Below are 11,616 nucleotides of genomic sequence, written 5' to 3' on the forward strand. Positions count from 1 at the left end.
GTTAGCGACCCTTCTTCTTGGCGTGACGCGAGCGGATGATAAGCTTCTGCGACGCCTTGTTGGTGTCGCGGGTCCGCTTGCCCTTGGTCGGCTTGCCCCAGGGCGTGACCGGGTGACGGCCACCGGAGGTCCGGCCTTCACCACCGCCATGGGGGTGGTCGATCGGGTTCATCACGACGCCGCGGACGCTCGGACGTTTGCCCATGTGGCGGGTACGACCGGCTTTACCGAGGTTCTGGTTGCTGTTGTCGGGGTTCGACACGGCACCGACAGTGGCCATGCATTCCTGACGCACCATGCGCAGCTCGCCCGAGCTCAGACGGATCTGGGCGTAGCCGCCGTCGCGACCGACGAACTGGGCATAGGTGCCCGCGGCGCGTGCGATCTGGCCGCCCTTGCCGGGCTTCAGCTCGATATTGTGAACGATCGTGCCGATCGGCATGCCGGAGAAGGGCATTGCGTTGCCGGGCTTGATGTCGGCCTTGGCGCTGGCGACGATCTTGTCGCCGATGGCCAGACGCTGGGGCGCGAGGATATAGGCCTGCTCGCCATCGTCATACTGGACGAGCGCGATGAAGGCGGTGCGGTTGGGATCGTATTCGATGCGAACGACGATGCCGTTGATATCGAACTTGTTCCGCTTGAAATCGACGATCCGGTAGAGACGCTTTGCGCCACCGCCGCGGCGGCGTGCAGTGATCCGTCCGGTGTTGTTCCGGCCGCCCGATTTCGTCAGGCCCTCGGTGAGGGATTTGACGGGACGTCCTTTATACAGCTCCGAACGGTCGATCAGCACCAGCCCGCGCTGGCCCGGCGTCGTCGGCTTGTACGACTTGAGTGCCATGCTTTCTGTCTTCCGTTTACAGACGGGCGGAAGGCTCCGCCCTATGTGATAGCCCCCTCGACTGGTGGTCCGCAGGTGGCCGGTTTGTAGGCCCCCGAAGGTGCCCGGTTCGTGGGTCTCTCGATCCCCTGCCCCGGACATGTTCCGGGGCCTCTACGGTGGAGGTCCCGGGTCAGGCCCGGGACGGGTGTCGCAAGACAAACGCGAAGCCCCGGACGAATCCGGGGCTGTTGCGGATGGGGTCGTATAGTAGCCCACATTGATCCCGTCAAGGTATCGAGCGGAGCCGTCTCATCTATCCTCAAAAAGCAGTGTTTGCCCAACCGGCTTAACCTCCTTCGAGGTTTTGATGAGGGCTCCTAAAGCCGTTTCGGTCTCACTCACAGCACTCCTTGCCGAAGCCATGATCAGAGCCTTTAGCCCGGACACGCTGATCATTCCCAACTCCTCAAAAAGACAAATCGGAAGCTGCCTATTATCCCTAAAGCGCCGATCTGGCCCCCCGTTTTTATTTGGATGTTTCCAAGTTGAACCAACAACTTTGCAGTCGCTAGGGACCGCGTCCTCTACGATGAAACGGCTTGGGCGCGTCGCCAAACGAAGATCGGGGTACGCGACCGCTCCGTACTGCCTTCCTTCGCGAACGAGCACGCAATCCGGTAAGAAGTAGAGAACCTTGCCGTCGATAGCAATTGACGGCGGCGTAATGTTCGACTGCACGCCGGGAGGCGCCTCGTACTTCACCGCCGTCGGGTGTTTACTTACAAGTTGGCTAGCGCCAGCATTCCGCTTCCACGCAGTTAAATTCGTCACATCACCGGCAGCATCGACATACCAAAGGCCGCGCGCAGCTCCGAGGTGATCAAAAGCCTTAGTGGTTGCCTCATAGGCACTTTTCGAAAACTCATCCAATTCATAGGCCAACACAACATTGCGCCGAGACAGGTCGGCTCTTGACGCAAAGAAGGTTAGAACAGCGATCATCGCGCCGACTGCGAATAGTAGTTCGCCTCTTGCGTCACTCAACACAATGAGCAGAAGCAGCAATCCGCCGAATAGGAGCGATAGCATTACGAAGCTGGCCCGCGCGCGCGCTTCGTTGAGGCTATCAACCGCAGCCTTCATGCTGCTATCAACCATTCGCTCCACGCCCGACGATAGCACTCGGCGTATTGTGACACCGTCAGGCGTCAGGTATGTCGGAGCAAGATCAGCACGGGCCTCCGGTAGTGTTGGCTCCGGCGTCTCTGCTTCAAGGCTCTGTGCCTTCTTTCGACCAATTCCACCGAGGCTCTGTCGATAGTAAATGCCATTCATTCCTGCATGAATAAAGTGGCCTCTGGGGCCTGTGCCGAAGCGAAAACCCTTCATACCAGCAGAAACGCCGACCCCGGACTTTGAAAGAGTCACCCGAAACGGGCCAAAAGATATAGAATTACGATAGTAAAATGGCATGAGACAGCGTCCGGATTTCTTCCAGCTCCACCCGCGTCAACTCGATGAAGCATACTCGGCAAGCGGGTTCTCCGCAAAGCGATAAAATAGAAATGCCCGGCCTACTCATAGGCCGGGCATTCGCATTAGTAGTTTGTGCTCAGATCAAAGACCGGTCGACACGTCGATCGTGTTGCCCTCTTCGAGGGTCACATAGGCCTTCTTGACGTCGTTCCGGCGACCGATCTGGCCGCGGAAGCGCTTGACCTTGCCCTTGGTGATGGTGGTGTTCACGGCCTTGACCTTGACACCGAAGAGCGCCTCGATGGCCTCTTTCACCTGGGGTTTCGTCGCGTCGATTGCCACCTCGAACACCACTGCGCCGTTCTCGGACGCCATGGTGGATTTCTCGGTGATGATCGGCTTGCGGATCACGTCGTAATGTTCGGGCTTCGCACTCATTTCAGTCGAGCCTCCAGAGCTTCGACACCCGCTTTCGTGAGCACCAGGGTGTCACGCTTGAGGATGTCATACACGTTGGCACCAACGCTCGGCAGCACGTCCAGACCGTCGATATTGGCCGCGGCACGAGCGAAGTTCTCGTTCACTGCGGCACCGTCGATGATCAGCGCGCGCTTCCAGCCCAGGCTCTTGACCTGTGCTGCCAGCGTCTTGGTCTTGCCGTCGGAATCCGCCGTGTCGATGATCACGAGCGCACCGGTCTTGGCTTTGGCGGAGAGCGCCAGCTTCAGACCGAGGGCACGGACCTTTTTCGGCAGCTCGTGGGCGTGCGACCGCGGGGTCGGGCCCTTGTAGATGCCACCCTTGCGGAAGATCGGCGCCTTGCGGGAGCCGTGGCGTGCGCCGCCGGTACCCTTCTGGCGATAGATCTTCTTGGTCGAGTAAGACACTTCCGAGCGGGTCTTGACCTTGTGCGTACCGGCCTGCGCCTTGTTGCGCTGCCAGCGGACGACCCGGTGCAGGATGTCGGCGCGCGGCTCGAGATCGAAGATCTCGTCCGTCAGCTCGACTTCGCCCGCGGCGGAGCCGTCCAGGTTGATCACGTCGAGTTTCATTCGTCGCCTTCCTTCTTCTCGGCCTGAATTTCAGCTTCCGCTGCTTTCAGGGCCTCTGCTTCGGCGGCTGCCTGTTCCTTGGCGGCGGCTTCAGCGGCTGCGGCTTCCTCGGCGGCGGCTTGAGCGGCGGCTTCCTCGGCGGCTTTCGCGGCTTCCTCGGCGGCGGACTTCAGAGCGGCGGGCAGGATCGCGTTCTCGGGGAACGGTTTCTTGACCGCGTCCTTGATCGTCACCCAGCCACCTTTCGAGCCCGGAACCGCGCCCTTGATCATGATCAGGCCACGGTCGGCATCGGTCTTGACGACCTGAAGGTTCTGCGTGGTGACACGGACGGCGCCCATGTGACCGGCCATCTTCTTGCCTTTGAAGACCTTGCCCGGATCCTGACACTGACCGGTCGAGCCGTGCGAACGGTGCGAGATCGAGACGCCGTGGGACGCGCGCAGACCGCCGAAATTGTGCCGCTTCATGGCACCGGCAAAGCCCTTACCGATGGTGGTGCCGGCAACGTCGACGAACTGGCCTTCGAAATAATGGTCGGCGGTGATTTCCTCACCCACGCCGATCAGGTTTTCCGGGGCCACGCGGAATTCCGCGATCTTCCGTTTCGGTTCCACCTTGGCAACGGCGAAATGGCCGCGCATGGCTTTGGTCACGTTCTTGGCCTTCACCGAACCGGAACCGAGCTGAACGGCGGTGTAGCCGTCTTTCTCGGCGGTCCGCTGCGCGACCACCTGGCAACCTTCGAGCTGGAGAACGGTCACAGGGATCTGCTTGCCGTCTTCCATGAACAGCCGGGTCATGCCGACTTTTTTTGCGATGACTCCAGAGCGCATAAGCATCTGCCCTCCTTACACCTTGATCTCGACATCCACGCCGGCGGCGAGGTCGAGCTTCATCAGCGCGTCCACCGTCTGCGGGGTCGGGTCCACGATGTCGAGCAGCCGCTTGTGGGTGCGGATCTCGAACTGGTCGCGGGATTTCTTGTTCACGTGGGGGCCACGCAGAACGGTGAATTTCTCGATCTTGTTCGGCAGCGGAATCGGCCCGCGCACCTGCGCGCCCGTCCGTTTGGCGGTGTTCACGATCTCCTGCGTCGATGCATCGAGGACGCGGTAATCGAACGCCTTGAGCCGGATGCGAATGTTCTGGCTTTGCATGTTCGGTATGCCTTTTCATAGGCGTGAGAGTTGAGAGGAGGAAGCAGGACCACCCTGCCCCCTCATCGAACCCGTTCAGGCATGGCCGAAGCCCCTGCCCTAAGAGACGATGGGTGCCGAAGCACCCATCACAATATCAGGCTGGCGGGCCGGATAGGGCCCGCCGCGCCATCTGTCAAGATCACTCGAGGATCTTGGAGACGACGCCGGAGCCGACGGTGCGGCCACCTTCGCGGATGGCGAAGCGCAGGCCGTCTTCCATGGCGATCGGCGCGATCAGCTCAACCGTGAACTTCAGGTTGTCGCCCGGCATCACCATCTCGGTGCCCTCGGGCAGCGTCACGGTGCCGGTCACGTCCGTCGTGCGGAAGTAGAACTGCGGACGGTAGTTCGCAAAGAACGGCGTGTGACGGCCACCCTCGTCCTTGGTCAGGATGTAGACCTCGCACTCGAACTTGGTGTGCGGTTTCACCGAGCCCGGCTTGCAGAGAACCTGGCCACGCTCGACGCCGTCACGGTCGATGCCGCGCAGCAGCGCGCCGATGTTGTCGCCGGCTTCACCGCGGTCGAGCAGCTTGCGGAACATTTCCACACCGGTGCAGGTGGTCTTGCGGGTGTCGCGGATGCCGACGATTTCCAGTTCGTCGCCGACGTTCACAACGCCACGCTCCACACGGCCGGTGACCACGGTGCCGCGGCCCGAGATCGAGAACACGTCTTCGATCGGCATCAGGAACGGCTGGTCGACAGCGCGCTCGGGCTGCGGGATGTACTCGTCCACAGCGGCCATCAGTTCGCGGATCTTGTTCTCGCCGATTTCCGGATCGCGGCCTTCCATCGCCGCAAGCGCCGAGCCCGCGATGATCGGAACGTCGTCGCCCGGGAAGTCGTATTCGGAGAGCAGCTCGCGCACTTCCATCTCGACCAGCTCGAGCAGTTCCTCATCGTCCACCTGGTCGACCTTGTTGAGGAACACCACCATCGCGGGGATGCCCACCTGACGGCCGAGCAGGATGTGCTCGCGGGTCTGCGGCATCGGGCCGTCGGCGGCGTTCACCACCAGGATCGCGCCGTCCATCTGCGCGGCGCCGGTGATCATGTTCTTCACATAGTCGGCGTGGCCGGGGCAGTCGACGTGGGCGTAGTGACGGTTCTCGGTCTCGTATTCCACGTGAGCGGTCGAGATCGTGATGCCGCGGGCTTTCTCTTCCGGCGCGCCGTCGATCTGGTCGTAGGCGCGGAAGTCACCGAAATACTTCGTGATCGCCGCCGTCAGCGTCGTCTTGCCGTGGTCAACGTGACCGATCGTGCCGATGTTGCAGTGCGGTTTGCCGCGCTCAAACTTTTCCTTTGCCATGGTATTGGCTCCTCTTTTTGTCGGATGGTGGGGCGAGGCCCCAGCCTACGGTGGTGGGTAGGGCCCCCGGATCGGGTCCGGGGCGCCACCCGGCTTATGCGTATTTCGCCTGGATCTCGTCGGAGATGTTCTGCGGCACCGGATCGTAATGGTCGAACTGCATCGTGAACTGCGCGCGGCCCGAGGACATGGAGCGCAGGGTGTTGATGTAGCCGAACATGTTGGCCAGCGGCACGAAGGCGGCGATTGCCACGGCGTTGCCGCGCGGCTCCTGCCCCGACACCTGCCCGCGACGGGAGGTGAGATCGCCGATGATCGAACCGGTATATTCTTCCGGCGTGATCACCTCGACCTTCATCATCGGCTCGAGCAGCTTGGCGCCGGCCTTGCGCAGACCTTCGCGCATGCACATCCGCGAGGCGATCTCGAAGGCCAGGACCGAGGAGTCCACGTCGTGGAACTTGCCGTCGATCAGCGCGACTTTGAAGTCGATCACCGGGAAGCCCGCGAGCGGACCGGAATCCATCACCGACTTGATGCCTTTTTCCACGCCCGGGATGTATTCCTTGGGCACGGCACCGCCGACGATCTTGCTCTCGAACGAGTAGCCTTCGCCCGGCTCTGTGGGGCTGATGACCAGCTTGACCTCGGCGAACTGACCCGAGCCACCCGACTGTTTCTTGTGGGTGTAGGTGTGCTCGATCTCGTGACCGATGGTCTCGCGATAGGCCACCTGCGGCGCACCGATGTTCGCCTCGACCTTGAACTCGCGCTTCAGGCGGTCGACCAGAATGTCGAGGTGAAGTTCGCCCATGCCCTTCATGATGGTCTGACCGGACTCGAGGTCGGTCTCGACGCGGAAGGACGGGTCTTCGGCGGCCAGACGGGCCAGACCCTGGGACATCTTCTCCTGGTCGTTCTTGGTCTTCGGCTCGACCGCGATCTCGATCACCGGATCCGGGAAGGTCATGGTTTCCAGAACCACCGGCGAGTTGGCCGCGCAGAGCGTGTCACCGGTGGTGGTCTCTTTCAGACCGGCCAGCGCGATGATGTCGCCTGCAAAGGCTTCTTCGATCTCTTCGCGGTTGTTCGAGTGCATCATCATCATACGACCGATGCGCTCTTTCTTGCCCTTGGTCGAGTTCAGGATCGAGTCGCCCTTGTTCATCTTGCCCGAATAGATCCGGGTGAAGGTGAGCGAGCCCACGAACGGGTCGTTCATGATCTTGAAGGCGAGGCCCGAGAACGGCTCGTCGTCATTCGCATGACGCTCGATGTTCCGGGTTTCGGTCTCGTCGTCCGGCGAGAAGCCCATATAGGGCGGCACGTCGAGCGGACCGGGCAGGAAGTCGACCACGGCGTTGAGCAGCGGCTGGACGCCCTTGTTCTTGAAGGCGGAGCCACCCAGAACCGGAACGAAGGACAGCGACAGCGTGCCCTTGCGGATCAGGTTCCGCAGGGTGGGGATGTCGGGCTCTTCGCCTTCCAGATAGGCTTCCATCGCGTCGTCGTCTTGCTCGACGGCGTGCTCGATCAGGTGCGAACGCCATTCGTCGGCGGTGGCCTTGAGGTCGTCACGGATCGGACCGCGCACCCAGGAGGCGCCCAGATCTTCGCCCTTCCAGACCCATTCTTCCATGGTCACGAGGTCGACGATGCCTTCGAGCTGGTCTTCGGCGCCGATCGGGAAGTTGACCGGAACCGGGATCGCGCCGGTGCGGTCCTTGATCATCTTCACGCAGTTGAAGAAGTCGGCACCGATCTTGTCCATCTTGTTGACGAACACCAGACGCGGAACCTTGTAGCGGTCGGCCTGACGCCACACGGTCTCGGTCTGCGGCTCGACGCCGGCGTTACCGTCCAGCAGCGCGATGGCACCGTCGAGCACGGCCAGCGAACGCTCGACTTCGATGGTGAAGTCAACGTGGCCGGGAGTGTCGATGATGTTGTAGCGGAACTTGGTGTCCGAGGTGCCCTCGGCGGTCGGATCTTCCTGCCACTGCCAGAAGGTGGTGGTGGCGGCCGAGGTGATGGTGATCCCGCGTTCCTGCTCCTGCTCCATCCAGTCCATGGTGGCGGCGCCATCGTGAACTTCACCGATCTTGTGGGACCGGCCGGTGTAGAAGAGGATGCGCTCGGTCGTCGTGGTCTTGCCCGCGTCGATGTGGGCCATGATCCCGAAGTTGCGGTAGCGCTCCAGCGGATATTCGCGTGCCATGATGGACTGCCTTTCCCGGGTTTACCAGCGGTAGTGGCTGAACGCTTTGTTGGCGTCGGCCATCTTGTGAGTGTCTTCGCGCTTCTTCACGGCGGAGCCGCGGGATTGCACAGCGTCCAGAAGCTCGCCCGCCAGGCGCTCTTCCATGGTGTTCTCGTTGCGCGAGCGCGATGCGGTGATCAGCCAGCGGATGGCGAGAGCTTCGCGGCGCTCGGGGCGCACTTCGACGGGCACCTGATAGGTGGCACCGCCCACACGGCGCGAGCGAACCTCGACGGCCGGCTTGATGTTGTCCAGCGCCTCGTGGAACACTTCCACCGGCGCGCGCTTGACCTTGGTTTCGACCCGGTCGAGCGCGTTGTAGACGATTTTCTCCGCGACCGACTTTTTGCCGTCGATCATCAGGTTGTTCATGAACTTGGTCAGCACGACATCGCCATACTTGGCGTCGGGCAGGACTTCGCGCTTCTCTGCGGCGTGACGACGAGACATCTGTTTTTCCTCTTATTTCGGACGCTTCGCGCCGTACTTGGAGCGACGCTGCTTCCGGTCTTTGACGCCCTGGGTATCCAGCACACCGCGCAGGATGTGGTAACGCACACCGGGAAGGTCTTTCACACGGCCGCCACGGATGAGCACAACCGAGTGCTCTTGCAGGTTGTGGCTTTCGCCCGGGATGTAGCTGATCACCTCGAAGCCGTTGGTCAGGCGCACCTTGGCGACCTTCCGCATTGCGGAGTTCGGCTTTTTCGGCGTCGTGGTGTAGACGCGGGTGCAGACGCCGCGCTTCTGCGGGCATTGCTCCAGGTGCTGCGACTTCGAGCGTTTGATTTTCGGCTGCCGCGGCTTGCGGATCAGCTGCTGGATCGTGGGCATATGGGTCTCTTCCCCGTGTTTCTCACATATGTGCTGCACGGGGCGTCCCGTGCGGGTTCATCATTCAAGGCGCCCTGCGCGTCCGCAGGTCACCAGCGACGCGCCCTCCCCGGATAGTCAGGGACGACGCAAAGCACCGCATGCGTTCCCGGCAAGGAACGACGCGGTGGGTGTCCAGAGGATCGGGGCATCTTTCGGCCCGGATCGTGACCGCTTCAGTGCTGTAAAATGCGCCGGAGACACAAAGCCCCCTGCGAATTGAGGCGCGTATAGGGGGAGTCGCGGGGCTTGTCAACATAAGCCGCGTCTTGTCAGGGCAAAGCGGCAATGCGATGCAGATACTGTGCTTGTTTCAGAGGAGACGCGGCAATGCAAGTGATCGGGTTCTGCCGGTTTTCCTATCCCGCCGAGGGCGGCTTCCAGGTCGAACATGACGATACCGGCAGCCGCGAGGCCTATCTCTACGCGCCGGCACGCATGGAAGAGCGGTTCCGGCATTTCGAGGCGATCTGCCTGCCGGGGCTGAAAGCGCAGACCGATCCGGACTTCACCTTTCTCATCCTGGTCGGGACCTCCCTGCCCGACGACTACCGCGCCCGGCTGGAGGCGCTGATTGCCGATTTCCCGCAGGCCCGCATCGTCGCACGCCCCCCCGGCCCGCATCGCGCCGTCTGTCAGGAGGCGATCAACGCCGCCCGCGACATGGCGCAGCCCTGCCTGCAATTCCGCCATGACGACGACGACGCGGTGGCGGTGGATTTCGTCGACACGCTGCGCGAGGCGGCGCTGGATGTCTCTGCCCTGCGCGCCAAGCACCGGCTGGTGGGGCTCGACTGGAACCGCGGCTATGTCGCGCGCCCGGATGCGGAGGGCATTTGCGGCGAGGAGACCGTGACGCCGTTCTGGGGGGTGGCGCAGGCCATGGCGGTGAAACCGGGCGTGAAACAGAGCATCATGAATTTCGGCCACAACAAGATTCTGCGCTTCATGCCGACGGTGAGCTTCACCGACAGCCTCATGTATGTGCGCGGCCATAACGACCACAACGACTCGCGCCAGAAGAAACATGTAAAGCCGGTCGCCCTGCCCCGGCTCGATGCCGCGGGCGAGGCACTGTTCCGCGACCGCTTTGCCATCGACGCGGATCGGGTGCGCGAGGTCTTTGACTGAGAGGCCGTTCTCTACGGCATGGCCTGACGTCCCCTTCAGCAACGGCCGCTGTGCGGGACAAAGCAGATGCTGGAAGCAAACAAGCCGAGGTCAGCTTTAGGCGCTTTCTAGCATACGTCGCCAGCGCCCGGGCGCGATGCCAAAAGTTGCCTTGAAGCGACGTGTCATATGGGCTTGATCACTGAAACCGGCATTGAGTGCTGCTTCGGCCAAGCCCGAGCCAGCCGAGATTTCTGCGCGGACACGATCAAGGCGGCGCATTGTCAGATAGCGATACGGACTCGTTCCATAGGCTTTGCGAAACTGGCGAGTAAGCGTGTATCGGTCCAGGTCGGTCACGGCTTCCAGTTCATCCGATCCCACCGTAAGAGCGAAATTCGCATCGAGATATTCGCGCGCTGAGCGAACAGCTGGAAGGTCGGGCAAGAATTTCACAGGCCGGCTAATTGAGGCGTCATTGGACGTCAGGCCATCTGCCAAAAGCGTCACGATTTCGGCGAGGGCAACCGGCTCCAGCACTGAATCCATAAATGAAAATGCAGTGTGGATGGCGTGCAGCAGGCTCGGGTCACTGAGCACAGCGTCCTTTACGAAAGGCAGCGCTCTTACTGCCGGATCGAGGGCCTCTCGCAGTAGAGACGGCTCGATATAGAGCATCTGGTAGTGAAAGCCCTCGCTTGTACCAGCTTCTCCGTCATGAACCTCGTCAGGATGCAAGACAATGATTTGCCCCGACACGCTGTCCGATCGAACACCGCGATAATCGAAGCTCTGAACCCCGTGGATCGTATGGCCTATCGAGTAGGTGTCATGCCGATGTGGCGCATATGCTTCGCCGGAGAAGAAGGCTTCGATGCGTTGGATGCCCGTCTGCCACGGGGCAGTCCGCACCCAGTCGGACGCGCACGAACGTTCAAGACCGGGCGTCAGGTTTCGTGCTCTGTCAGCTGAGGCTCCGGGTTTAGCTGACACGAACATCTCCTTTCAGCTCGCTCGCGCCCGAACTGAAACGCGAACCAGTCACTCGGCTGGCTTCCATACACAACAGGCCATCGCAAAATGAAATCGGTAAACCTCGACGAAAAACTCGGTCAGTTCACCAGCCACTGGGACCCTCATGTGGTCGCAGAGTACAACAATAACGAGATCATGGTTGTCAAGTTCGTGGGTGAATACCCATTCCACAAGCACGATACGACGGACGACTTTTTCTATGTGCTGGAAGGTGAACTGAAGATGGACATCGAGGGCGAGACAGCGCGCACCGTGAGAGCCGGCGAGCTATTTGTCGTCCCTAAGGGGGTGGTGCATCGGCCGCGGGCCGAGAAAGAGGTGAAGGTTCTTCTTATCGAACCCAAAGGAGAACCGAACTCTGGCGATTCTGATCGGGAGCCGTCCCCGAAACCACGAATTTGATGGGCGGCTGCCGGCAATGAGCGGACGTCGGACGTTGCCGCAGCATCCAACAAAATGGGCTCGGA

13 protein-coding genes are annotated in these 11,616 nt (G+C 61.4%); 2 read left to right on the forward strand and 11 right to left on the reverse strand.

Going from position 1 to position 11,616, the window contains the following annotated elements:
• Nucleotide 1: 1 nt before the first annotated feature.
• The 10 genes from rplB to rpsL form a co-directional block, all read right to left on the reverse strand.
• Nucleotides 2-844: a 50S ribosomal protein L2 gene (gene rplB / locus Ga0080574_RS07810; RefSeq protein ID WP_076696749.1), complete on the reverse strand. Its 843-nt coding sequence runs from the start codon at nucleotides 842-844 to the stop codon at nucleotides 2-4.
• A gap of 291 nt (nucleotides 845-1,135) precedes the next feature.
• Nucleotides 1,136-2,299 (reverse strand): DUF4236 domain-containing protein, encoded by a 1,164-nt coding sequence (locus Ga0080574_RS07815; RefSeq protein WP_076696751.1) that lies wholly within the window; start codon nucleotides 2,297-2,299, stop codon nucleotides 1,136-1,138.
• Between the two features lie 144 nt (nucleotides 2,300-2,443).
• Nucleotides 2,444-2,740, reverse strand: a complete 297-nt coding sequence (locus tag Ga0080574_RS07820; protein WP_076696753.1) for a 50S ribosomal protein L23 — start codon at nucleotides 2,738-2,740, stop codon at nucleotides 2,444-2,446.
• Nucleotides 2,737-3,354: a 50S ribosomal protein L4 gene (gene rplD / locus Ga0080574_RS07825; RefSeq protein WP_076696755.1), complete on the reverse strand. Its 618-nt coding sequence runs from the start codon at nucleotides 3,352-3,354 to the stop codon at nucleotides 2,737-2,739. The genes Ga0080574_RS07820 and rplD overlap by 4 nt, the downstream gene beginning before the upstream one ends.
• Complete coding sequence (gene rplC / locus Ga0080574_RS07830; RefSeq protein ID WP_198039834.1) at nucleotides 3,351-4,190, reverse strand: 50S ribosomal protein L3; 840 nt, start codon at nucleotides 4,188-4,190, stop codon at nucleotides 3,351-3,353. The genes rplD and rplC overlap by 4 nt, the downstream gene beginning before the upstream one ends.
• Before the next feature lie 15 nt (nucleotides 4,191-4,205).
• Nucleotides 4,206-4,514, reverse strand: coding sequence for a 30S ribosomal protein S10 (gene rpsJ / locus Ga0080574_RS07835; protein ID WP_007792792.1), 309 nt, complete (start codon nucleotides 4,512-4,514; stop codon nucleotides 4,206-4,208).
• A 181-nt stretch (nucleotides 4,515-4,695) separates the two neighbouring features.
• On the reverse strand, nucleotides 4,696-5,871 hold the full coding sequence (gene tuf, locus Ga0080574_RS07840) for an elongation factor Tu (RefSeq protein ID WP_076696759.1): 1,176 nt from the start codon (nucleotides 5,869-5,871) through the stop codon (nucleotides 4,696-4,698).
• A gap of 94 nt (nucleotides 5,872-5,965) precedes the next feature.
• Nucleotides 5,966-8,089, reverse strand: a complete 2,124-nt coding sequence (fusA, locus tag Ga0080574_RS07845) for an elongation factor G (RefSeq protein WP_076696761.1) — start codon at nucleotides 8,087-8,089, stop codon at nucleotides 5,966-5,968.
• A gap of 21 nt (nucleotides 8,090-8,110) precedes the next feature.
• Nucleotides 8,111-8,581, reverse strand: coding sequence for a 30S ribosomal protein S7 (gene rpsG, locus Ga0080574_RS07850; protein WP_076696763.1), 471 nt, complete (start codon nucleotides 8,579-8,581; stop codon nucleotides 8,111-8,113).
• Between the two features lie 12 nt (nucleotides 8,582-8,593).
• Nucleotides 8,594-8,965 carry a 30S ribosomal protein S12 gene (gene rpsL, locus Ga0080574_RS07855; RefSeq protein ID WP_009828243.1) on the reverse strand — a complete coding sequence of 124 codons (372 nt, stop codon included), beginning with the start codon at nucleotides 8,963-8,965 and terminating at the stop codon, nucleotides 8,594-8,596.
• Between the two features lie 369 nt (nucleotides 8,966-9,334).
• Between rpsL and Ga0080574_RS07860 the strand changes: the two genes are divergently transcribed.
• Nucleotides 9,335-10,135: a glycosyltransferase gene (locus Ga0080574_RS07860; protein WP_076696766.1), complete on the forward strand. Its 801-nt coding sequence runs from the start codon at nucleotides 9,335-9,337 to the stop codon at nucleotides 10,133-10,135.
• Nucleotides 10,136-10,231: 96 nt separating this feature from the next.
• On the opposite strand, the gene Ga0080574_RS07865 is transcribed toward Ga0080574_RS07860, so the two are convergent.
• Nucleotides 10,232-11,107, reverse strand: coding sequence for an AraC family transcriptional regulator (locus tag Ga0080574_RS07865; protein ID WP_237219337.1), 876 nt, complete (start codon nucleotides 11,105-11,107; stop codon nucleotides 10,232-10,234).
• Nucleotides 11,108-11,194: 87 nt separating this feature from the next.
• Here Ga0080574_RS07865 and Ga0080574_RS07870 point away from each other — a divergent pair, with 87 nt between their 5' ends.
• Entirely contained in the window at nucleotides 11,195-11,551 is a 357-nt protein-coding gene (locus Ga0080574_RS07870; RefSeq protein ID WP_076696771.1) for a cupin domain-containing protein, read from the forward strand.
• The last annotated feature ends 65 nt before the right edge of the window (nucleotides 11,552-11,616 follow it).

Source organism: Salipiger abyssi (genome assembly GCF_001975705.1).
GTDB lineage: Bacteria > Pseudomonadota > Alphaproteobacteria > Rhodobacterales > Rhodobacteraceae > Salipiger > Salipiger abyssi.

Bases quoted from the DNA above. Each gene is read 5' to 3' on its own strand.
- rplB (WP_076696749.1), bottom strand. From the start codon at position 844: ATGGCACTCAAGTCGTACAAGCCGACGACGCCGGGCCAGCGCGGGCTG.
- Ga0080574_RS07815 (WP_076696751.1), bottom strand. From the start codon at position 2,299: ATGCCATTTTACTATCGTAATTCTATATCTTTTGGCCCGTTTCGGGTG.
- Ga0080574_RS07820 (WP_076696753.1), bottom strand. From the start codon at position 2,740: ATGAGTGCGAAGCCCGAACATTACGACGTGATCCGCAAGCCGATCATC.
- rplD (WP_076696755.1), bottom strand. From the start codon at position 3,354: ATGAAACTCGACGTGATCAACCTGGACGGCTCCGCCGCGGGCGAAGTC.
- rplC (WP_198039834.1), bottom strand. From the start codon at position 4,190: ATGCGCTCTGGAGTCATCGCAAAAAAAGTCGGCATGACCCGGCTGTTC.
- rpsJ (WP_007792792.1), bottom strand. From the start codon at position 4,514: ATGCAAAGCCAGAACATTCGCATCCGGCTCAAGGCGTTCGATTACCGC.
- tuf (WP_076696759.1), bottom strand. From the start codon at position 5,871: ATGGCAAAGGAAAAGTTTGAGCGCGGCAAACCGCACTGCAACATCGGC.
- fusA (WP_076696761.1), bottom strand. From the start codon at position 8,089: ATGGCACGCGAATATCCGCTGGAGCGCTACCGCAACTTCGGGATCATG.
- rpsG (WP_076696763.1), bottom strand. From the start codon at position 8,581: ATGTCTCGTCGTCACGCCGCAGAGAAGCGCGAAGTCCTGCCCGACGCC.
- rpsL (WP_009828243.1), bottom strand. From the start codon at position 8,965: ATGCCCACGATCCAGCAGCTGATCCGCAAGCCGCGGCAGCCGAAAATC.
- Ga0080574_RS07860 (WP_076696766.1), top strand. From the start codon at position 9,335: ATGCAAGTGATCGGGTTCTGCCGGTTTTCCTATCCCGCCGAGGGCGGC.
- Ga0080574_RS07870 (WP_076696771.1), top strand. From the start codon at position 11,195: ATGAAATCGGTAAACCTCGACGAAAAACTCGGTCAGTTCACCAGCCAC.